Raw genomic sequence first — 20,302 nt, 5'->3', positions numbered from 1 at the left:
ATTGCCAACATTAGCGGCGCGGAGGCCTTGTTCGCCGTAGAAATCAAATTGAAAAAGTCAGGCCGCCCAGCAGAGTACCGCCAGCCAGAATACTGACGGCAAGAGCAGCAACGCCAGTGTCGGAGTGGGCTTTTCGATCGGTGGAACCCAGAACGGCGTCAGCATCAACCTGGCGGCTGGCGGCAGCAAGAACAAAAGCGATGGCCGGGATACGACGTGGAACAACACCCATGTCCAGGCCGGCGGCAACCTGACCATGAACTCCGGCGGCGACACGGTCTTGCGCGGCGCGCAAGCCAGCGCCGACCGGATTATGGCGACGGTGGGTGGCAACCTTGTTGTCGAAAGCCTGCAGGACATCAGCCACTACGCCGCGCGCGACCGCAGCGTGGGCGTGCAGGTAAGCCTGTGCATACCGCCCCTGTGCTACGGCGCCAGTTCGGTCAGCGGCAACTACGGCCACAGCAAGATCAACAGCCAGTACGCCAGCGTCACGGAACAGACGGGCCTGTCGGCGGGCGACGGCGGCTTCCAGATTGATGTGGCCAAGAACACCGGACTGATCGGTGGAGTCATTTCCAGCAGCGACAAGGCGGTTGCCGATGGCAAGAACGTCCTGACCACCGGCACCCTGACCAGCCGCGACGTCGAAAACCGCGCCAGCTACGAAGGGCAATCCCTTCAGTTGGGCGGAGGCGTGAGCTTTGGTGGCGGCAAGGATGGCGGCAAAAGCGGCGGGAAGGACGGCGACAAGGACCAGAGCAACATCGGCACCGACGGGAAGGGGGAGGTCGCAGGCGGAAGCAAGGCGACGCCGAACTCGAAGCTGGCCAGCGCAAACGGCATCAGCATGGGCGTGCCCGTCGTCATGGGCGCCAGCGGCCAGTCCAGCTCCACCACGCTCAGCGGTATCAGCGGCGGCACGGTCGTCATTCGCGACGAGGCGGGGCAGAAGGCGCAGACAGGACAAACGGCGGCCGAGGTGATCGCCGGACTGAACCGCGACAGCCAGGATACGTTGAACAGCCTGGATCCGATTTTTAACGAGAAGGAGATTCGGGCCGGGTTCGAGATCGTGGGGGAAGCTGGCCGGCAGGTGGGGCAGTTTTTGGTGAATCGGGGCAAGGAAATTCAAGACGCTAGGGGGCGTTCGGAAGATAAGTCGCTTTCGTACGCTGACCGAGCTAAAGCCGCCCAAGAATATGCTGACCTAGAAAGCAAATGGGGCAGCCAAGGGACGTCCAGCCAATGGGCCACGATCATTTTGGGCGCGGTCAGCGGCAACGTGACCGGGAGCAGCAGCCAGTTCATCCAAGCTACAGCCGTCAATTACCTGCAGACCCTGGGCGCAGCGAAGATCAAGGAGTTGAGTGGTGCGCTGGGCGGCGAGGGTTCCGTCGGGCACGCAGCGCCGCATGCGGTATTGGGTTGCGCGGGGGCTGCTGCGCAAGGCGCATCGTGTGGTGCCGGCGGTGCGGGCGCGTTTTCTGGGGTTGTGCTGAGCAAGCTGCTGGAGAGCATGGATGGAGCCAACGCCAAGGAATGGTCACCTGAAGAGGCGCAAGCGCGAGTCAACCTGATTAGCAGCATCGTCGCAGGGATTGCTGCGTCGATTGATCCGAGGGCGGCAGTGCCGGCGAAATAAGGTGTCAGACTGCAATTTCAGGGAGGTCATGCCGGAAAACGTAGTCTGACACCTTATTTGGGCATAACTACTCGCGAACAGTTTGCCTTGCATATCGAAAACGTCGTTAATAAACCAACCGCATTTCGTGAGTTAAGTGGTGGGCGCACTGCATACTGGGATAATGTGAGTGGTACAGTCGTTATTAGAAACCCTAAAGCGGTTGATGGTGGCACGGCATTCCGTCCTGTGAATGGGAAAGCGTACTTTGATGGTTTGAGGTGATTGCTGTGGAAATGATCAGTTCTTCGCGTGACTTAGCGAACGTTGGCCTTAGCCGAGACGAGATCGTGGTCTTGCATGGTGCGTTAAATGAAATATGTAACGGGATAGAGGTGTTTGAATTCGAGACGCGAATTGGCGTAAATGTAGAATTTGCAAGGAATTTGCTTCAAGCGCTTGGTTCAGTGCTTGATGGCATGGATCATTTATCCGGCTAATTTTCAAGGGCGTCGATATAGTGCCGACCGCACACAAGAACAAGGAATTTTTTCGTGGGGGATATTCCGGGCGCAAGGTGCACTTAATAAATGTGTTTTCTTATGTCGAGCTTAGAGGGGCAAAACGTTGGATAATCTAGCCCAGAAGTAAAAGTAAAACTTAGGGTGGTCAGGCTACGTGGTCTAAGAATGGCGGTTTAGAAGTGATTTATAGCCCTACGGCAGGCAGGTTGGGCATATCCGATCAGTAAGGATGAAGTGAGCGCCATGGAAATATGGGAAAAAATAAGGTGTCATACTGCAATTTCAGGCAGATCTTGCCGGAAAACGTAGCTGACACCTTATTTAGGGGCGGGCGGTTAAGGCATTGAACTGGCTGTAATTCATATGGTGGAAAAGGGTCAGGACGTTAATCGCTGACCTTGCTGGGAGTCAAGTTTTTGGATCCATACTCGAAAGCAAAAGTGTACCCGGCCGCATTTCAGAAGTGGTTGAATGCTAATCCGGATGCGTTATTTAGTGATCGTCGTCGGCGCAGAATTTCCTGTGCGATCTTCATAATGCTCTGCAAGGAATTTATGGAAGAAGTGCACACAATTTTTGTGGATAAATTCTTCCGATGCTGTCCTCAATACCGCTGTCGCAACAGGTTTGCTCGAGGCTATAAATTCACAGATTTCTAAAGACAGCGATCTTGAAAGAAAAGTGGATAGCCAGCTCGGAGCGGTGTCGAAGAAGTACCTAATTGATTGGAGTAGCTGGCAGACCTCTAAATGAGCCCCCAAGCAGCCCCTTCCACACCACCTACTCCACCCCCCGCCGATACAACGCCAACATCCCCCCCAGCCCCATCATCACTCCCCCACAAACCCGATTCAGCCACCGTAGCCCCGACCCTCTAAACACCCGCACCAACTGCGCACCCAATGCGGCATAAACCAGCATCGTCAGCACATTAATCGTCCCCAGCACCCCCGCCACGATGGCGTATTGCATTAGCAGGGGCGCCTGCGGATCAATAAACTGCGGCAAGAACGCCGACATGAATAACAGCGCCTTGGGATTCGTCAGCGCCACCAGAAAACTGCGCACGCCCAGCGCCAGGCCAACCGGGCGGCCGTCAACCGCCGTGGCTGTCGGCAAGACCAACGCTGAATCCGACCGCAGCATCTTCCAACCCAGATACGCCAGATACGCCGCGCCCACCCATTTAATGATCTGAAAGGCGACTTCAGAGGCGGCCAGCACCACGCCCAGGCCGGACGCCACCGAGCCGACCAGGATCAGATCCGCCAGCACCGCGCCCGCCATGCCCCAGCCAGCGGCCCGCACGCCGTGGCGCGAGCCGTTGCTCATGGCAAGCAGGGTGGTGGGGCCGGGCGTCATGATGGCGACGGCCGAGGCCAGGATGAACAGCAGTAGCGTGGTGGTGGACATAAAGCGCTCCTAGGCAGCGGCCAGTTTGACGCTGCCAGCGCCAATCGTCCAGGTCCGGCTACCATATCGGTCTTATCCTCAGAATTCCCACCATGTCCACGCGTTCCGACTCCCCCCATCTTGCCCCTCCGCTGTCCTCCGTTCTTCTTTCCAGCGCGGGGGTGGTCGAGGGCGTGCTGGACGGCCGTTCCCTGACGGACGCGTTGACCGACGTCAGTGTTGCCCTGCGCCCGGCCACCCAGGCGGTGTCGTTTCATGCGATGCGCTATCTGGGCTGGGCCGACGCCGTGGGCCGGGAATTGGTGCAGCGTTACCCCAGCGTGTTGTTCGAATCGCTGCTGCTGGTTTCCTTGACCCTGCTGAAAGAAGAAGGCGAGGCCGCTGCGCAGTTGCCCGGCATGCCGGTCTACGCGGCCCACACGGTGGTGGATCAGGCTGTGACGGCCGCCTCCAACACCCGCAGCCTGGCGTCGTTCAAGGGCATGCTGAATGCCTGCTTGCGTCGCTTCCTGCGCGAGCGCGCGGCGCTGGAAGCCGCGGTGGCCGACAGCCCCGAGGCGCAATGGAATCACCCCGGCTGGTGGGTCAAGCAATTGGGAATCGCCTACCCGCAGGACTGGCAGCGGATTCTGGAATCGGCCAATGTGCCGGCACCCCTGACTTTGCGCGTCAACCGCCGCCGCGCCAGCCGCGAACAGGTACTGGCCGCCTTCGAAGCCGCAGGCCTGGAAGCGCAGCCGGTTGGCCAGGCCGGCGTGGTGCTGGGCAGCCCCAAGCCCGTGACGCAGTTGCCCGGCTTTGCCGAAGGTTGGTGGTCGGTGCAGGATGCGGGGGCGCAATTGGCGGCTGAGCTGCTGGCGCCCGCCGACGGCATGCGGGTGCTGGATGCCTGCTCGGCGCCCGGCGGCAAGACAGCGCACCTGCTGGAACTGGCCGATATCGACCTGGTGGCGCTGGACGCCGACGGCGAACGGCTGGAACGGGTGGAGCAAAACCTGGACCGTCTGGGCCTGGCAAGCAAGCGCGTGCACCTGGAAGCGGCCGACGCCGCTGACCTGGACGCCTGGTGGGACGGCACGCCCTTTGACGCAGTGCTGGCGGACGTGCCCTGCACGGCCTCGGGCATCGTGCGCCGCCACCCCGACATTCGCTGGTTACGCCGGGAAAACGATGTGCGCCGCACGGCCACGTTGCAGGCCCGAATTCTGGACTCCCTGTGGAAAACCGTCGCGCCCGGTGGCCGTCTGTTGTATGTGACGTGCTCGGTCTTCCCGATTGAAGGGGCGCGCCAGGCGCTTGAGTTTTTGCAGCGCCATCCCGAGGCCCAACGGTTGGACGCGCCGGGGCAGTTGCTGCCAGTTGCGCTCAATGCAACACCCGTCGAGCAACATGACGGCTTTTTCTATGCCTTGTTTGCCAAGCAGTCCTGAATCACCAAGAATAGGGGCATAACGGTGTTGCGGTGTCGTATGTCCATTATTTCGCGTTTATTTCTAGGGTTGTTGCTGGTATCTACCTTGCTTTCCACGGTGCCGGGCGGTGAGGTGCATGCCGCCGAACCGCAGGTGACGCGGGTTGAGCCGGCGGTGCGCAATGGCAAGCTTGAATTCGATGCGGATATCGAATTTGAACTGAATCAGCAGTTGCGGGATGCGGCCCAACGCGGCATCCCCTTGTATTTCACGGCCGACCTTACCGTGACGCGTGAACGCTGGTGGTGGTTCGACGAGTCGCTGGTGGACACCTCGCGCACCTGGCGCGTCATCTATAACGCGCTGACGCGGCAATGGCGCGCGGGCGTGGGCGAACTGTCCTTTCCGGTCGCTTCATTGGACGATGCGATGAGCGTCATCCGGCATATACGCAATTGGTCGGTGGCGGATGCCGCTGACTTTGATGCCGACGTGCTCTACGGCGGACAGATCCGGCTGCGCCTGGATACGTCGTTGTTGCCCCGGCCGTTCCAGGTCAACGCCTTGAATAGCAGTTCGTGGGCGCAGAGCACGCCCTGGATGGACTTCTCGTTCACGCTGAGCGACAAGGAGAAAGATCCCTCATGAGGCTGTTGCTCCGGCTGGCCCTGATGGTAGGTGCCGTAAGCGGCCTGGCGTTGCTGGGCTTGCTGGCATGGTCCACGGGCAACGCCTCGCGCTTTGCGCGCTATTACGACACGCTGCTGGTGTTGAACGGCATCTTTGCCCTGGCGCTGTTTGTCTGGGTGGTGGCGCTGACGGTGCGGCTGGCGCGCCAGATCCGGCGCCGGCAGTTCGGCGCGCGGCTGACCGCGCGCTTTTCCCTGGCGTTCGCGCTGATCGGCGTGGTGCCGGGCGCGCTGATCTACACCGTGTCGGTGCAGTTCATGTCGCGGTCCATTGAATCGTGGTTCAACGTGCGGGTGGATACGGCGCTGGAAGCCGGCCTGAACCTGGGCCGCGCGGCGCTGGATTCGCTGCTGGCCGATCTGGACGCCCGCGCGCGCTCCATGGCCGTCGAACTGAACCGCAACACGGACAGCGGGGTGACGCTGGCGCTGACCCGGCTGCGCGAGGCCAATGGCGTGCAAGAGGCCATGGTGTTCACGGGCAGCGGCCGCATGGTGGCGTTTTCCACCAGCCAGTACGGCCAGTTGATGCCCGCCATGCCCCCGTCCACGGTCATGAACCAGCTTCGGCTGGCACGCGGCTATTCCGCCGCCGAAGCAGATGACCCCGTTACGGCGGGAGCCGAAGGCGGGCTGCACCTGCGTGTGGTGATTCCGCTGACCGGGCCCGAGCGCTATGACAACCTGCTTGGCTCGTCCGAGCCGCGCTGGCTGCAATTGCTGCAGCCGGTGCCGGAGCAGATCGCGCACAACGCCAATCTGGTGCAGCAGGGGTTTCGGGATTATCAAGAGCTGGCGTTGTCGCGGCTGGGCTTGCGCAAGCTTTACGGCATCACCCTGACCTTGGCCCTGCTCTTGGCCGCGTTCGGCGCCATCGCCGTGGCGCTGTCGCTGTCCAAGCGCCTGGTGAGACCCTTGCTCAGCCTGGCGGGCGGCACGCAGGCGGTGGGCGTGGGCGATTACCGGCCACTGCCCGAGCCCCCGGAGCGCGACGAAGTGGGCCAGTTGACGCGCTCGTTCAATGCCATGACGCGCCAACTTGATGAAGCGCGCCGCATGGTCGAGAGCAATCGCCAGCAGTTGGAGCGGTCCAACGTCTATCTGGAAAGCGTGCTGTCGAACCTTTCCTCCGGGGTGCTGGTGTTCGACGAGTCGTTCCGCGTTACCACTGTTAACCAGGGCGCCCAGACCATTCTGGGGGTGGACCTGCGTTCGGTAATCGGCCGTCCGCTGGAAACGGTGGACGGCATGCTTGAATTTGCGAACATTGTTCGACAGGCGTTTTCCACGCATGCGGCGGTCGGATCGGAACGCCAGCATTGGCAGCAGCAATTCGAAATCAACCCTGGCCAGGGCGATGCCGCCACCGCGTCGCAGCCGCTCACCTTGCTGGCGCGCGGCACCCATTTGCGCGTGGACGGGCGCGGCAACGGCTATCTGGTGGTGTTCGACGACATTACCGAAGTGATTTCCGCCAACCGCACCGTGGCCTGGGGCGAAGTGGCGCGGCGCCTGGCGCATGAAATCAAGAATCCGCTTACTCCCATCCAGTTGTCGGCCGAACGGTTGGCCATGAAACTGGAAGGCAAGCTGCAACCGGCGGAGGCGCAGATCGTCCAGCGGTCCACCAATACCATCGTCAACCAGGTGGCGTCGCTGAAGCAGATGGTGGACGATTTCCGCGAATACGCCCGCACGCCGCCTGCCGTGATGCAGCGCATCGACTTCAACGCGCTGGTGGCCGACGTGCTGTCGCTGTATGGCTGGGAGCCCGATGGCGGGGCGTCCCGCATCACCGGCAAGGCCATGAATCTGGATGTGACGCTGGCGCCGGGCCTGCCCGACATCGAGGGCGACCCGACCCAACTGCGCCAGGTCATTCACAACCTGCTGTCCAACGCGCGCGACGCGATTGCCGAACTGGGCGGTGACGGGCGGGTCAGCGTGACGACGCAGTTGATGCGCAGCGAGCAGCCCGACCGGGCCGACCAGCAAGCCTTGAGATTTACCGTGGCAGACACCGGGCCGGGCTTTCCGGCGCAGGTGATGCAGCGTGCGTTCGAGCCCTACGTAACCACAAAGTCCCACGGGACTGGGTTAGGATTGGCAATCGTACGCAAGATTGTGGAAGAGCACGGCGGACGTATCGACCTTGCGAACCGCAAGGAAGGGGGCGCGCGGATTTCCATCTTGCTGACCCGGTTGGCGACCGGGGCAGATACTATGGACGCGACCGCGCAAGAAAAGGATAATGCGGCTACGCAATAGGTGGATGCTTTATGGCCAGAATTCTGGTGGTTGACGACGAAGTCGGTATACGCGAGCTTTTGTCAGAGATCCTTTACGACGAAGGGCACACGGTCGAACTGGCCGAGAACGCGGCGCAAGCGCGCGCGGCACGCCTTCGCATGCGTCCTGATCTGGTGTTGCTGGACATCTGGATGCCGGACACGGACGGCGTAAGTTTGCTGAAAGAATGGGGCTCGCAAGGCCTGCTCGACATGCCGGTGATCATGATGAGCGGCCACGCCACCATCGACACCGCGGTTGAAGCCACGCGCATCGGCGCCATGGATTTCCTGGAAAAGCCCATCACGCTGCAACGCTTGCTCAAGACCGTGGCGGCGGGCCTGGCGCGCGGGCGTGCACCGCAACCGGCGCCTGTCGCCGTGCATTCGGCGGTCGCCAACACGGCTGTGGCGCTTGAAGACGAGCTGGATCCTCCCATTTTGACGGCGGCGCCCGCCAACGAAGTCCCGGTGGCGTCCAACGGTCAACTGGGCACCATTTCGCTGGACCAGCCCTTGCGCGAAGCGCGCGACGAGTTCGAACGCATCTATTTCGAATACCACTTGGTACGCGAAAGCCACAGCATGACGCGCGTGTCCGAGCGCACCGGCCTGGAACGCACCCACCTGTATCGCAAGCTCAAGCAATTGGGCATTGAGTCGGCGCGCAAGCGCAGCACATGAAAATCCTGATCATGGGCGCTGGTCGCGTAGGCACCAGCGTGGCCGAAAACCTGGTGTCCGAAGAAAACGACATCACCGTGGTGGATACCGACCCCACGCAGCTTCGCTACCTGCAAGAACACTTTGACCTGCGTGTCGTCCATGGCGACGGCTCGCAGGTGTCGGTGCTGGAAGCCGCCGGCGCGGCCGATACCGACCTGTTCATCGCCTGTGCGGCCTCTGACGCCGCCAACATGGTGGCGTGCAAGATCGCCCGCCAACTGTTCAACATCCCCCGTCGCATTGCCCGCATCCGCTCGGCCGAGTTCCCGGAACACCCGGAACTCATGAGCGAAGAGGGCTTTTGCATCGACGCGCTGATCAGCCCCGAACGCAGCGTCACGACCTATCTGCATAGCCTGATTGAATTTCCCGAAGCGCTACAGGTGGTGGAGTTTGCCGAAGGGCGCGTGTCGGTCGTGACCGTGCGCGTGGGGCATGGCAGCCCGATGGCGCATTCGCCCGTCGACAAGCTGCGTGACGTCTGGCCCGATGTGAAGGCGCGCGTCATCGACGTGCTGCGCGGCGGGCGCCCGCTACGGGCCGGCAGCGGCACCGTCATCGCGCCGGGCGACGAGGTTGTGCTGGTGGTGGATTCGCGCGACGCGCGCCGCGCCGTGCGGCAATTGCGCGATGCCGAACGGGCCGTGCGCCGCGTGATGATCGCGGGCGGCGGCAACATCGGCCTGCGCCTGGCGCGTCAGTTGGCCGAAGAAAAATACAGCGTTCGCATCATCGAACGTGACCTGAAGCGTTGCGAATACCTGGCGACCCAACTGCCCGATAGCGTGCTGGTGCTGCACGGCAGCGGCACGGACGAAGCCTTGCTGGAGCGCGAGAACATCGAAGACATGGACACCTGGCTTGCCCTGACCAGCGACGACGAGGACAACATCATGTCTTCGCTGCTGGCCAAGCGGCTGGGCGCCCGCAAGGTGATCGCGCTGATCAACCGCCAGGCCTATGGCGAACTGATGCAGGGCAGCCATATCGACATCGCCGTGTCGCCTTCGCAGGCAACGATGAGCGAATTGCTCCGCCACGTGCGGCGCGGTGACGTGGCCGCAGTGCACCGTTTGCGCCAAGGCGTGGCCGAGGCGCTGGAAGCCATTGCGCACGGCGACCGCTCCACGTCCAAGGTGGTTGGCCGGCCGGTGGGCCAGATCAGCCTGCCCAAGGGCGCCAGCATTGGCGCGCTGGTACGCGACGACGAGATCATCCTGCCGGATGCCGACACCATTATTGAAACGAACGACCACGTGATCGTCTTCGTGCCCTCGCGCCGGCAGATGCCGCGCGTGGAAAAGCTGTTCCAAGTTTCCGCGTCCTTCTTCTGATGCGCACCTTGCCCATGCTCCGCCGCGGGCCGAGTGTCGCCGGATAAGCTCCATGAATCGAGTTCTCGGAACCCTCTATATCCTTGGGCTGACCATGGTGATGTTCGCCCTCACCATGCTGATCCCGCTGGCGATCGCCTACCTGGGCGGCGACGCGGCGCGCGACGCTTTCCTGCACGGCTTCCTGCTTTCGCTGGGCATCGGGGGCGGTCTTGCCGCCGTGACGCGGCGCAGCCGCTGCGAGCTTCGCGCGCGTGACGGCTTCGTGCTGGTGTCCGCGGTGTGGGCCGGCCTGCCGTTGCTGGCGTCGATCCCGCTGCTGCTCTACTTTCACCGGGCCGGCTTGCCGCTGTCATTCACCAGCGCCTATTTCGAGGCCATGTCTGGGTTGACCACGACGGGCGCCACGGTGCTGACCAACCTGGACGCCTTGCCGGCATCCATCAACCTGTGGCGCGCCACGCTGGTCTGGATTGGCGGCATGGGCATCCTGGTGCTGGCGGTGGCGATTTTGCCGCTGCTGGGGGTGGGCGGCCACCAAGTGGTGCGGGCCGAAACGCCCGGCCCCATGAAGGATGAACGCCTGACGCCCCGCATCGCCAGTACCGCCAAGGCGCTGTACGCGGTGTACTTCGTGTTTTCGATTCTGTGCTTCCTGGCGTACCGCGCGGTGGGCCTGTCCTGGTTTGAAGCCTGGTGCCACATGGCCACCACCATGGGGCTGGGCGGCTTTTCGACCTGGGACGACGGCTTTGCCCACTTCGATTCGGTAGCCGTGGAAATGGTCGCCATGGTGTTCATGGTGATCGCGGGCATCAACTTTGCCACCCATTTCAACGCCTTTCGCCAGCGCAGCGCGCGCGCCTACGCGCAGTGCCCGCAAGCCATCCCGTACCTGGTCGTGGTGCTGGGAGCAGGCCTGGTCATTTCAGTGTTCCTGTACATCAAGGGCGTCTACGACGAGCCTCTGGAAGCGCTGCGCTTTGGCATGTTCAACACCATTTCCATGGCTACCACCACCGGCTACGCGAATACCGACTTCGCCCAGTGGCCCCTGTTTGCACCGCTGACCATGCTGCTGCTCTCGGGCTTTGCCACGTCAGCCGGGTCAACCGGGGGCGGTATCAAGATGATTCGCGCCATTTTGCTGGTCAAGCAAGCCCGCAATGAACTGGTGACGATGCTGCACCCGCATGCCGTCAGCCCGGTGCGCATCAACGACCGGGCGGTGGAAGGGCGCACCATGTCGTCCGTGCTGGCCTTCATGCTGATCTACGGGCTGTCCATCGCCGTGTTCACCAGCCTGCTGCTGTTGTCTGGGTTGGACCCCATCACGGCGTTCTCGGCCATATTTGCCACCATCAACAACACCGGCCCCGGGCTCGGGCCCGTTGGGCCCATGGGCAGCTTTGCGGTGCTGTCCGATTTCCAGATCTGGGTCTGCACCTTCGCCATGCTGATCGGCCGCCTGGAATTGCTGACCGTGCTGGTGCTGTTCACCCCCATGTTCTGGCGCAAATAAGGGGGCGCTGACCCCCAAAGCCTCTCCGGAATAACCCGATAAAGGGTTATCCCACCCCTCTCCGAAAACCGCTTGGTTGCTGCGATTCCGGACGCCATCGCTTGGCAACCCGCGTCGTTCCTGACTTGTAAGCGCTTGCTCACTTATCTTCAGAGGGCAAAACCGTGTGCTACGCGATGTTGCACACAAATGTCACGATTTTCAATCGTATTGCCACAAACCTGCGGCTATCATGCATTCCACAAGCCGCCGTCTAGTGCCCCCCGGGAAGTTACCGGGCTTCAAGGTCGAACGGCGCGTCCCCTCATATCAAACATTCAAAGGAGTCCGGAATGGAACCGATCCCGTTCATTTCGTCGGCCCCCAACACCCTGGGCATCGAACTAGAGTTGCAACTGATCGACCCTCGCAGTTTTGACCTTACCGCCGCCTCTGACGAATTGCTGGCCCAGATGGCCAACCACCCCATTGCCGACCGCGTCAAACCCGAGATCACGCGGTCCATGATCGAACTGAATTCCTCGGTGCACGAGCACCCCATGGGCCTGTTGGCCGAAATGCGCGAGATGCGCGATGCCTTGGTCGAAGCGGCCGACGCGGTTGGCGTGTCGGTGGCCGGCGGCGGCGCCCACCCCTTCATGCGTTGGCAGGAACGATCCATTTCGGACACCCCGCGCTTCCAGTACCTGGCCGAAATGTATGGTTACCTGGCGCGTCAATTTACGGTCTTCGGCCAGCACATCCATCTGGGCGTGAAAAGTGGCGATGACTCCATCAAGCTGTTGCGCCGCCTGTCGCCCTACGTGCCCCACTTCATCGCGCTGTCGGCCTCGTCGCCGTACTGCGAGGGTGTGGACACCCTGTTCTCGTGCTCGCGCCTGAACGCCGTCAATAGCTTCCCCCTGGCCGGCCACATGCCGCCCGAGGTGAAGGACTGGTATCAGTTCGAGGCCCATCTGTCGCAACTGCGCGCCTACGGGCTGGCCGAGAGCATCAAGGACCTGTATTGGGACATTCGCCCCAAGCCGGAATTCGGCACGGTCGAGATCCGGGTCTGCGACACGCCTCTGACCGTGGAACGCGCCTGCCAGATCGCCGCGTTCGCCCAGGCCTTGGCCGTGCTGCTGATGCGCGAGGACGACCCCAGCGACAATGCCTGGCTGTCCTATCGCAGCAACCACTTCCAGGCCTGCCGTTTTGGCTTGCAGGGCAGTTACGTGACGCCGGACGGCCAGCGGCTGCGCCTGATGGACCACCTGCGCACGCTGTTCCAGCGCCTGATGCCGGTGGCCGAAGAGTTGGGCACGGGCGACATGATCGCCACGCTGCGCGACGAGGCCATGCGCAGCGGCAACGATTCGCGCTGGCTGCGCAGCCAGTTCCATCGCCTGCGCGACCTGCCGTTGATGGTTGACGCCATGACGCACGCTTGGCGTGGTGAAACGGTGGCAGCCCCGCCGGCTGAGCCCACCGCCGTGCTGCGTCGGCGCATCCGGGCAAATTCCGAACCGATGCAGCCCTTGTCGGCGTCGGAACCCGGTGTCAGCGTGCCGTTGCCGGAACGCTTGCACTAAGTAGCAGTCGTAGTTAGCAGTAGTGGTGGCCCCTGTTTCAGGGGTTACCGCGATGCCGGCCGCCGATGGCGCTGACGGACAGGCGGGTCTCGCCCGCCACCGTGCGATGCGCCGCGGCGCGCCAGGCATGGCCGTAAGCCACTTCGATGCTTAATGCGATCAGACCGTCGGGGCGGCGCTGTGCTTCCAGCGCAGCGCACAGGCGGTTACGCCAGTCTCGTCCGACCAGCCCGCCGCGCCGGCCTTCGGCGGGGTTGCCGCCCAGCGCTCGGACGTCGGCCAGCAGCTTTTCCGGGCTGCGGTAGGTCAGCGTCAGAATCTCCTGGTCCATGACGGGGTCAGCGAAGCCGTTTTCCACCAGCAAGTCCCCAAAGTCATGCATGTCCACGAAGGACGGCGTGGCGGTGGCCAGGCCCGCATCGGCCAGCGCTTGCCGCAATTCGCGCAGGGTGGCCGGCCCCAGACAGGAAAACATCGCCAGCCCGCCCACCTTCAGGATGCGGCGCCATTCCGCCAGCACAGCATGCGGGGCGCGGTGCCAATGCATCGCCAGGTTGGACCACACCAGCTCCAATGATTCGGGGGCCAGCCCGGTTTCCGCCAGGTCGGCGTTGACGAAGCTGGGTGCGGCGGGCCCGCGCCGGGCCAGCTTGCCGATCCAGGCGCCCAAGCCCGCGGGGGCATGGCGCTTTCTAGCCAGTTCCAGCAGTGGCTCGCAGTTGTCCAGGCCGGTGTAGCCCGCGTCGGGATAGCGCTCGCGCAGCAGGGGCAGGTTGTCTCCCGCGCCGCAGCCCGCGTCCAGCATGGCTTGCGGCTGCACGCGGATGTATTGCAAGCGGCCCAGCATGCGGCGCGCCACTTCGCCATAAAGGAACTGGGCGTCGGATAAGTCGCCACGGCGGGCGAACTGCCGGGGTACGTCGGCGCTGACGATGGGAAGGGTGGGTAGCGGTGCGGATTCTGGCAGGGACATTTCGGTCGCGCCCGCGTCTTGGCCGCGGGGCGGAACATGGTTTCATGAGGAATGGCATCCATTATTACGCATCCCGGCCGACGAATTCGATTGCCCCTACAGGCCATGGGGCGGCGGCTTTGGTCCCGCGTGGGCTGCGATTGCCCGCTGTGCGGGGCGCGAGTGGCGGGCGCGCGCCTGTGCGGCGGCTGCGCGGACGACATCACCGCCGCGCCTCCGGGCGGGCGTCCGAGATGCCCGCGCTGCGCGCTGCGGTTGCCGATTATTGCTTCGGTGGTGGCCTCGGCGTTGAGCGAGGACATGGCTTCGAGCACGGCCTCGGCTCCAATTCCGGCCCCGGCCCCAGCCCCACTTCAGGCGCCAATTTGCCCCGCCTGTCTCGGCGCGCCAAGGGCTTATGGGCGGACGATCGCGGCCTTTGACTACGTTCCACCCGCCGACGCGCTGATCAGGATGTTGAAGACGCAACTGCGCCTGAGCATGGCGCCGGTGCTGGCCCGTTTGCTGGCTGAGGCCATCCGCCATGAACCAAGGCTACCCGATGGCGTCTTGCTGGCGCCCGTGCCCGCCAGCCGCGCGTCGCTGCGCGCACGCGGCATGAACCCGGCGGCGGAGATCGCCCGCAGCCTGGCGGCCGAACTGAACCTGCCGCTGATCCGGCAAGCGCTGCGGCGGCGCCGAGAAACGCCCAGGCAGACGGCGTTGGGCCGCCACGCGCGGCGCCAGGTGGCCGCCGGCCTGTTCAAAGCCTCTACAGTGGTGCGCGGCCGCCACGTGGCGGTGGTGGACGACGTCATGACCACCGGCAGCACCGTGCAGGCCGCCGCGGTCGCGCTATTGGCGGCGGGGGCGGCTGGGGTAACGGTGCTGGTGGTCGCCCGCACGCCGTAATGGCGCAGGCATCGGCCTCGTTACCGCGCTGGTGGAGCGCCGGGCCGTCCGTGCGGCTGCCCCAGAAGGCGGGCAAAGTTCCTAGCCGTCAGCGCGGCGGCCTCACAAAGTGGGTGAAGCCCCGAGCCCTCAGCCCGCCTCCGCCACAAATCGGCGACAATCCCGCCACGCCGCCACCTTGGCGCCGCAAGCCGTCCTCGTCTTCCGTCCTGCTTCCTTATTCGCCATGTTCCACGTCATCCTCGTCTGCCCCGAGATTCCCCCCAACACCGGCAACGCCATCCGGCTGTGCGCCAACACGGGCGCCCAGTTGCATCTGGTGCGTCCGTTGGGATTCGAATTGGATGACGCCCGCATGCGGCGCGCCGGGCTGGACTATCACGAGTGGCAGCCTGTGCGGGTACACGACACCCTGCAGGAAGCGCTGGATGACACGGGGGCCGACGCCTCAAGTATTTACGCGCTGACCACGCACGCGCAGCGCAGCGTGGCCGACATCGCCTTCAAGCCCGGCGACGTCTTCGTCTTCGGCCGCGAAACGGCCGGCCTATCCGACGAGCATCAAGCGATGTTCCCGCCCCAGCAGCGCCTGCGCCTGCCGATGCGCGCCGGCCAACGCAGCCTGAACCTGTCCAACGCCGTCGCCGTCACCGTCTTCGAAGCCTGGCGCCAACAAGGCTTCGAAGGCGGATCGTGAATGGCGCCCAAGAACGCCACCTTCCGTTGATCGTAGGATGGGTGTAGCGCGTCACAGCCTGCCTAAGAACGCAGCCTTCCAACGCGCAAACCCATCAAACAGCGGCGAAACCACACCGCTCTCCCCACAAAGCAGGGGCGAATAAAAACCATCGCCCCCGCCCCTCTTAACCACGCAAACCCATCAATCCAGCGACAGCTTCAACCGCTCAATCACCTGATCCCACCGCGCTTTCTCATTCTTGATCCGCGACGTCAAAGCCTCAGGCGTCGACGCCGCCGGGGTGAAATACTGCAACGCCAACTGCTTGCGCACGGCCTCGCTATTGATCACACGCGCCAGCTCGCTATTCAACCGCTCGATGATCGGCGTCGGCGTCCCCGCCGGCACCAGCACCGCATTCCAGGAAATCGCCTCAAAGTCGGGATACCCTTGCGACGCCATCGTCGGCACGCCCGGCAAGGCCTCGCTGGTTTGCAGGCTGGTCACCGCCAACAGCTTTACCTTGCCGTCGCGCGCCTGCGGCACTGCAATCGCCGGCACCATAAACCCTGCCTGCACGTCGCCCCCGATGATCGCGGTAATCACCTGCGGGAAGCCGGAATACGGAATATGCGCCAGGTCCACGCCCGCGCTTTCCTTGAACATCTCCATCGCCAGATGCGCCGAGCTGCCCGGCCCAACCGACCCGTAGTTCAACGAATTGCCGCGTTCCTTGACCAGCTTGACGAAGTCCTGGACGTTATCGACCTTCAGGCTGCCGGGCACCACCAGCACGTTCGGGCTGGTGCCCACCAGGGTGACCGGCGCCAGATCCTTCAGCGGGTCGTAGCCCAGCGTTTTCTTGTACAGCGTGGGCGCGGTCACCAGCGGGCCGTTGATCGTGTAAAGCAACGTGTAGCCGTCCGGCTTGGCCTGCGACACCACGCGCGTGCCGATATTGCCGCCCGCGCCGGGCTTGTTGTCGATGACGATGGGCTGGCCCAGTGCCTGCGACAGCGGCTCGGAGATCGTGCGCGCCAGGATGTCCGGCGACGACCCGGGCGGAAACGGCACGACCATATGGATGGGGCGGTCGGGCCAATCGGCATGGGCGGCGGCCGGCAGCACGGCGGCCAGGCTCAGGCACAGGCCGCGCAGAAGCGGGCCGACCCGGAATTTGCGGGTTTGCGTCATGACGGATGTCTCCTCGGGGTGGGGCGTGTGTGTTGTTGTTAGAGAGGGGTCAAAGATGGCCGCCCAGCGTATCGTCCAGCGCGCCGTTGGCGCTGCTGTTGGCACTGAGGTTGGCATTGACGTCGGCACTTTCATCGCGCGGGTCGCGCGCCAGCAGCGCCGACACCGCGGTCATGGGCGCAACGCCGTCGAACAGCACGGCGCAGACGGCTTCGGTAATGGGCAGTTCGACATTGATGGCGCGGGCGCGATCGCGCGCCGCGCGGGCACAGCGCACGCCTTCGGCGGTGATGCCGCTGGCCAGAATGTCGGCCAGCTTGCGGCCGGCGCCGATCTCCAGGCCTACGCGACGGTTGCGCGAGAGTTCGCCCGTGGCGGTCAGCACCAGGTCGCCCAGGCCGGTCAGCCCGGCGAAGGTCTCGCCGCGCGCGCCCAGCGCCACGCCGAAGCGGGTCATTTCGGCCAGGCCGCGCGTGATCAGTGCCGCGCGGGCATTGGTGCCCAGCGCCAGCCCGTCACCGATGCCGCAGGCGACCGCGATGACGTTTTTCAAGGCGCCGCCGACCTCCACGCCAACCAGGTCGGAACTGGCGTAGACGCGCAGCGCCGCCCCGTGGAAAGCAGAGGTGGCGGCATCGCGCAGCCCGGTATCGGTGCTGGCCACGGTCAGCGCCACGGGCAGGCCTTGGGCCACTTCGCGCGCGAAGGACGGGCCGGACAAGGCGCCGCCGATCGCGCCGGGCAGGGCCTCTTGCACGATCTCGTGGGGCAGCCTGGCCGTGTCGGCTTCGAAGCCCTTGCACGTCCAGACGATGGGGGTGTCTTGCAGGCCCAGTACGGGCAGCCGACGGGCCAGTTCGCCGCAGATGGCGGCCAGCCCGGCCACGGGCACGCCCAGCACGATCAGACGACGGGTGTTCTCATCGTCGGCTTCGTCCTGCAGGCTGCGCAGCGTGGCGTCCAGATCGGACGAAAAATTCAGGGAAGCGGGCAGGGAAATGCCCGGCAGGTAGCGCGCGTTCTCGTGCGAGGCGGCCATGCTGGCGGCCTGCGCGGCGTCGCGCGCCCAAAGCAGGGTGGGGTGGCGGCGGCTGGAGGCCGCCGCCAACGCGGTGCCCCAACTTCCCGCACCCAGGACGGCAACGCGCAAGCGCGGCTGAGCGGGATGGTTCATCGGGGCGCGGCGTGCTTACTGACGGGTGGCGCTGGCGGGCAGGATGATGCCCGAATCGCTGCCGTTGGTATTGCCGTTGCCGTTGGCGGCGCCTTGCTGCTGCTGTTGCAACTCGGCCAGGCGCTGTTCGTACAGGGCTTGGAAGTTGACTTCGGTCAGGTGCAGCGGCGGCATCGAGGTGCGGGTGATCGCATCGGCCACGTTGGCGCGCAGGTACGGGTACAGCATCGTCGGGCAAACAATGCCCAGCAGCGGATCCAGCTGCTCTTCGGGGATGTTGGCCGCTTCGAAGATGCCGGCTTGCGTGCCTTCGACCAGGTACACAACCTTGTCGTTGATGCGGGTGGTGACGGTGACGGTGACCGTGGTTTCGAACACGGTTTCGGCCAGACGCTGGCCGCCCACGGTGATGCTCACTTCAACCTGGGGCGCTTCTTGCTCCAGGAAGACGTGGGGCGCGTTCGGCATTTCCAGCGAAAGGTCTTTCAGGTAGACGCGTTGCAGATTGAACGAGGGCGCGTCGTTGCCGCCTTCTTGCTGGGTGTTTTGGTCTTGATCAGCCATGAGTATTTCCGTTGGTGGGGGGGCAAAAGTAGAGGCGATTAGCCGTTGAGCAAGGGGGCAAGGCCACCCGAGCGGTCCAGGGCCATCAGGTCGTCGCAACCGCCGACATGTTTATCGCCGATGAAGATTTGCGGCACGGTGCGTCGGCCGGTACGTTCGATCATGACATCGCGTTGTGACGGGTCGCGGTCGATCTGGATGATTTCCAGGTCGGTCACGCCACGCTGCTCAAGCAGGGCCTTCGCGCGCGAGCAATAGGGACAGTAGTCCTTGCTGTACATGACGACTTTATTCATAGGCGCTCCTTGCGAGTTCAAGATTGAAGAGATGGGGGCAGCCCGGGGGCGGCCCGGGTCAGCCCTTTTGGGTGACCGGCAGGCTGGCGGCCGACCAGGCGCGCATGCCGCCTTCCAGCGGCACCGCGTCGGCGAAGCCTTGCGCACGCAGCTTGGCGGCGGCGCGGGCCGAGTCGCGGCCATTGTCGCAAACCACAACCAGCGGCTTGTTCTTCGGCAGCGACGCGGCCTTTTGTTCGATGTCGGCCGCCGGCACATTTCGTGCCTGGGCGATGTGGCCGGCCTGGAATTGTTCGGCGGGGCGCACGTCGATCCACACGGCGTTGCGCTGGTTCACCATCTGGATGGCCTCGCCGGTGCTGACGGCCGAGCCCTTGCGGCCCTTGCGCAGGGCGGGAATGGCCAGCATCACGCCAGAGATCACGGTGACGGCGACGATGAAGACGTTATTTTTATCGAGCAAGAATTGCAAAAGATCCACGGGTCATCCTGAAGGGCGGCAGCGAGCCGGATATGGGCGAACCCTCGGCCAACCCGCGGGCGCCGCGCCAGGGAATTGGACGAGTGCGCCGGGGCAAAATCAAGGGCAAAATCACTCAATTATAAAATGAGCGCATTCTTTAACCATCCTTTAACTTTAACCCGCGCGGAAAGCGTGCCAAACCATGCATAAACTTGTTCTCATGCGCCACGGCGAAAGCCAGTGGAATCTGGAAAACCGCTTCACCGGCTGGACCGACGTCGACCTGACCGAAACCGGCCGTGAACAGGCCCGAAAAGCCGGTGAGCTGCTGAAAAAAGAAGGCTATACCTTCGACCTGGCCTACTCGTCGGTGCTCAAGCGCGCCATCCGCACGCTGTGGATCGCGCTGGACGCCATGGACGCCATGTACACCCCCGTGGGCGTGAACTGGCGCCTGAACGAACGCCACTACGGCGCGCTGCAGGGCTTGAACAAAGCCGAAACCGCCGCCAAGTATGGCGACGAGCAAGTGCTGATCTGGCGCCGTGCCTACGCCATCGCCCCGGAACCGCTGTCGCTGGACGACGAACGCCACCCGCGTTTCGACAGCCGCTACGCCAAGATCCCGGCCGACCAGCTGCCCGCCACCGAATGCCTGAAAGACACTGTGGACCGCGTGCTGCCGTTCTGGAACGATTCGATCGCCCCGGCCATCCGCGCCGGCCGCAAGGTGTTGATCGCCGCCCACGGCAACAGCCTGCGCGCGCTGATCAAGCACCTGGACAACGTCTCGGACGACGACATCGTCAACCTGAACATCCCGACCGGCCAGCCGCTGGTGTATGAATTGGATGATGACCTGCGCCCGATCCGCCACTATTATCTGGGCGATGCCGCCGAGATCGAGGCGGCCATGGCTGCGGTTGCCGCCCAAGGCAAGGCTAAGAAGGACTGATATCTCT

The 20,302-nt window shown here is 63.8% G+C and carries 17 protein-coding genes and 1 pseudogene; 11 read left to right on the top strand and 7 right to left on the bottom strand.

Annotated elements, in window-relative coordinates; genetic code table 11:
• Positions 1-76 precede the first annotated feature (76 nt).
• Positions 77-1,645: pseudogene (locus M2361_RS17670) on the top strand (hemagglutinin repeat-containing protein); the annotation flags it as partial.
• Positions 1,646-2,928: 1,283 nt separating this feature from the next.
• Here M2361_RS17670 and M2361_RS17660 read toward each other — a convergent pair.
• Entirely contained in the window at positions 2,929-3,561 is a 633-nt protein-coding gene (locus M2361_RS17660; protein WP_259250929.1) for a LysE family translocator, read from the bottom strand.
• A 92-nt stretch (positions 3,562-3,653) separates the two neighbouring features.
• Here M2361_RS17660 and rsmB point away from each other — a divergent pair, with 92 nt between their 5' ends.
• The 7 genes from rsmB to M2361_RS17625 all read left to right on the top strand — a co-directional run bounded on the left by rsmB (position 3,654) and on the right by M2361_RS17625 (position 13,106).
• Positions 3,654-4,991 carry a 16S rRNA (cytosine(967)-C(5))-methyltransferase RsmB gene (gene rsmB, locus M2361_RS17655; RefSeq protein ID WP_259250927.1) on the top strand — a complete coding sequence of 446 codons (1,338 nt, stop codon included), beginning with the start codon at positions 3,654-3,656 and terminating at the stop codon, positions 4,989-4,991.
• A gap of 39 nt (positions 4,992-5,030) precedes the next feature.
• Positions 5,031-5,621: a DUF4390 domain-containing protein gene (locus M2361_RS17650; protein WP_259250925.1), complete on the top strand. Its 591-nt coding sequence runs from the start codon at positions 5,031-5,033 to the stop codon at positions 5,619-5,621.
• Positions 5,618-7,930 (top strand): ATP-binding protein, encoded by a 2,313-nt coding sequence (locus M2361_RS17645; RefSeq protein WP_259250924.1) that lies wholly within the window; start codon positions 5,618-5,620, stop codon positions 7,928-7,930. Before M2361_RS17650 ends, M2361_RS17645 begins: the two co-directional genes overlap by 4 nt.
• A gap of 11 nt (positions 7,931-7,941) precedes the next feature.
• On the top strand, positions 7,942-8,634 hold the full coding sequence (locus M2361_RS17640; protein WP_259250923.1) for a response regulator: 693 nt from the start codon (positions 7,942-7,944) through the stop codon (positions 8,632-8,634).
• On the top strand, positions 8,631-10,010 hold the full coding sequence (gene trkA, locus M2361_RS17635; protein ID WP_259250922.1) for a Trk system potassium transporter TrkA: 1,380 nt from the start codon (positions 8,631-8,633) through the stop codon (positions 10,008-10,010). The genes M2361_RS17640 and trkA overlap by 4 nt, the downstream gene beginning before the upstream one ends.
• A 52-nt stretch (positions 10,011-10,062) precedes the next feature.
• Entirely contained in the window at positions 10,063-11,532 is a 1,470-nt protein-coding gene (locus tag M2361_RS17630; protein WP_259250921.1) for a TrkH family potassium uptake protein, read from the top strand.
• A gap of 332 nt (positions 11,533-11,864) precedes the next feature.
• Complete coding sequence (locus M2361_RS17625) at positions 11,865-13,106, top strand: YbdK family carboxylate-amine ligase (protein ID WP_259250920.1); 1,242 nt, start codon at positions 11,865-11,867, stop codon at positions 13,104-13,106.
• A gap of 37 nt (positions 13,107-13,143) precedes the next feature.
• Here M2361_RS17625 and M2361_RS17620 read toward each other — a convergent pair whose 3' ends face one another.
• Positions 13,144-14,079, bottom strand: a complete 936-nt coding sequence (locus M2361_RS17620; protein ID WP_259250919.1) for a methyltransferase domain-containing protein — start codon at positions 14,077-14,079, stop codon at positions 13,144-13,146.
• 453 nt (positions 14,080-14,532) lie between these two features.
• On the opposite strand from M2361_RS17620, the gene M2361_RS29010 reads away from it, so the two are divergent.
• Positions 14,533-14,970 carry a phosphoribosyltransferase family protein gene (locus M2361_RS29010; RefSeq protein WP_310508919.1) on the top strand — a complete coding sequence of 146 codons (438 nt, stop codon included), beginning with the start codon at positions 14,533-14,535 and terminating at the stop codon, positions 14,968-14,970.
• 226 nt (positions 14,971-15,196) lie between these two features.
• Positions 15,197-15,667: a tRNA (cytidine(34)-2'-O)-methyltransferase gene (locus M2361_RS17610; protein WP_100853978.1), complete on the top strand. Its 471-nt coding sequence runs from the start codon at positions 15,197-15,199 to the stop codon at positions 15,665-15,667.
• Between the two features lie 183 nt (positions 15,668-15,850).
• Here M2361_RS17610 and M2361_RS17605 read toward each other — a convergent pair whose 3' ends face one another.
• From M2361_RS17605 to M2361_RS17585, 5 genes are read right to left on the bottom strand one after another with little or no spacing between them, the layout of a single operon-like run.
• The gene (locus M2361_RS17605) at positions 15,851-16,843 is read right to left on the bottom strand and encodes a tripartite tricarboxylate transporter substrate binding protein (protein WP_259250918.1); all 993 of its coding nucleotides are present in this window, start codon (positions 16,841-16,843) and stop codon (positions 15,851-15,853) included.
• Positions 16,844-16,892: 49 nt separating this feature from the next.
• A complete protein-coding gene (locus tag M2361_RS17600) occupies positions 16,893-18,017 on the bottom strand; it encodes an NAD(P)H-dependent glycerol-3-phosphate dehydrogenase (RefSeq protein ID WP_259250916.1) in 1,125 nt (374 codons plus the stop codon).
• A 15-nt stretch (positions 18,018-18,032) separates the two neighbouring features.
• A complete protein-coding gene (gene secB / locus M2361_RS17595; RefSeq protein ID WP_259250915.1) occupies positions 18,033-18,581 on the bottom strand; it encodes a protein-export chaperone SecB in 549 nt (182 codons plus the stop codon).
• A gap of 38 nt (positions 18,582-18,619) precedes the next feature.
• On the bottom strand, positions 18,620-18,877 hold the full coding sequence (gene grxC, locus M2361_RS17590; RefSeq protein WP_100853981.1) for a glutaredoxin 3: 258 nt from the start codon (positions 18,875-18,877) through the stop codon (positions 18,620-18,622).
• A gap of 58 nt (positions 18,878-18,935) precedes the next feature.
• A complete protein-coding gene (locus tag M2361_RS17585) occupies positions 18,936-19,358 on the bottom strand; it encodes a rhodanese-like domain-containing protein (RefSeq protein ID WP_259250914.1) in 423 nt (140 codons plus the stop codon).
• 184 nt (positions 19,359-19,542) lie between these two features.
• Between M2361_RS17585 and gpmA the strand changes: the two genes are divergently transcribed.
• Positions 19,543-20,295, top strand: coding sequence for a 2,3-diphosphoglycerate-dependent phosphoglycerate mutase (gene gpmA / locus M2361_RS17580; protein ID WP_050445786.1), 753 nt, complete (start codon positions 19,543-19,545; stop codon positions 20,293-20,295).
• Positions 20,296-20,302: the final 7 nt, after the last annotated feature.

It is taken from the genome of Achromobacter sp. JUb104, assembly GCF_024806975.1.
Classification (GTDB): Bacteria; Pseudomonadota; Gammaproteobacteria; order Burkholderiales; family Burkholderiaceae_B; genus Achromobacter; species Achromobacter spanius.
This window is presented reverse-complemented; position numbering and strand designations above follow the sequence as displayed.

Bases quoted from the DNA above. Each gene is read 5' to 3' on its own strand.
- M2361_RS17630 (WP_259250921.1), top strand. From the start codon at position 10,063: ATGAATCGAGTTCTCGGAACCCTCTATATCCTTGGGCTGACCATGGTG.
- trkA (WP_259250922.1), top strand. From the start codon at position 8,631: ATGAAAATCCTGATCATGGGCGCTGGTCGCGTAGGCACCAGCGTGGCC.
- gpmA (WP_050445786.1), top strand. From the start codon at position 19,543: ATGCATAAACTTGTTCTCATGCGCCACGGCGAAAGCCAGTGGAATCTG.
- M2361_RS17625 (WP_259250920.1), top strand. From the start codon at position 11,865: ATGGAACCGATCCCGTTCATTTCGTCGGCCCCCAACACCCTGGGCATC.
- M2361_RS17660 (WP_259250929.1), bottom strand. From the start codon at position 3,561: ATGTCCACCACCACGCTACTGCTGTTCATCCTGGCCTCGGCCGTCGCC.
- M2361_RS17610 (WP_100853978.1), top strand. From the start codon at position 15,197: ATGTTCCACGTCATCCTCGTCTGCCCCGAGATTCCCCCCAACACCGGC.
- M2361_RS17620 (WP_259250919.1), bottom strand. From the start codon at position 14,079: ATGTCCCTGCCAGAATCCGCACCGCTACCCACCCTTCCCATCGTCAGC.
- rsmB (WP_259250927.1), top strand. From the start codon at position 3,654: ATGTCCACGCGTTCCGACTCCCCCCATCTTGCCCCTCCGCTGTCCTCC.
- M2361_RS17600 (WP_259250916.1), bottom strand. From the start codon at position 18,017: ATGAACCATCCCGCTCAGCCGCGCTTGCGCGTTGCCGTCCTGGGTGCG.
- M2361_RS17650 (WP_259250925.1), top strand. From the start codon at position 5,031: ATGTCCATTATTTCGCGTTTATTTCTAGGGTTGTTGCTGGTATCTACC.
- M2361_RS29010 (WP_310508919.1), top strand. From the start codon at position 14,533: ATGTTGAAGACGCAACTGCGCCTGAGCATGGCGCCGGTGCTGGCCCGT.
- M2361_RS17605 (WP_259250918.1), bottom strand. From the start codon at position 16,843: ATGACGCAAACCCGCAAATTCCGGGTCGGCCCGCTTCTGCGCGGCCTG.
- secB (WP_259250915.1), bottom strand. From the start codon at position 18,581: ATGGCTGATCAAGACCAAAACACCCAGCAAGAAGGCGGCAACGACGCG.
- M2361_RS17645 (WP_259250924.1), top strand. From the start codon at position 5,618: ATGAGGCTGTTGCTCCGGCTGGCCCTGATGGTAGGTGCCGTAAGCGGC.
- grxC (WP_100853981.1), bottom strand. From the start codon at position 18,877: ATGAATAAAGTCGTCATGTACAGCAAGGACTACTGTCCCTATTGCTCG.
- M2361_RS17640 (WP_259250923.1), top strand. From the start codon at position 7,942: ATGGCCAGAATTCTGGTGGTTGACGACGAAGTCGGTATACGCGAGCTT.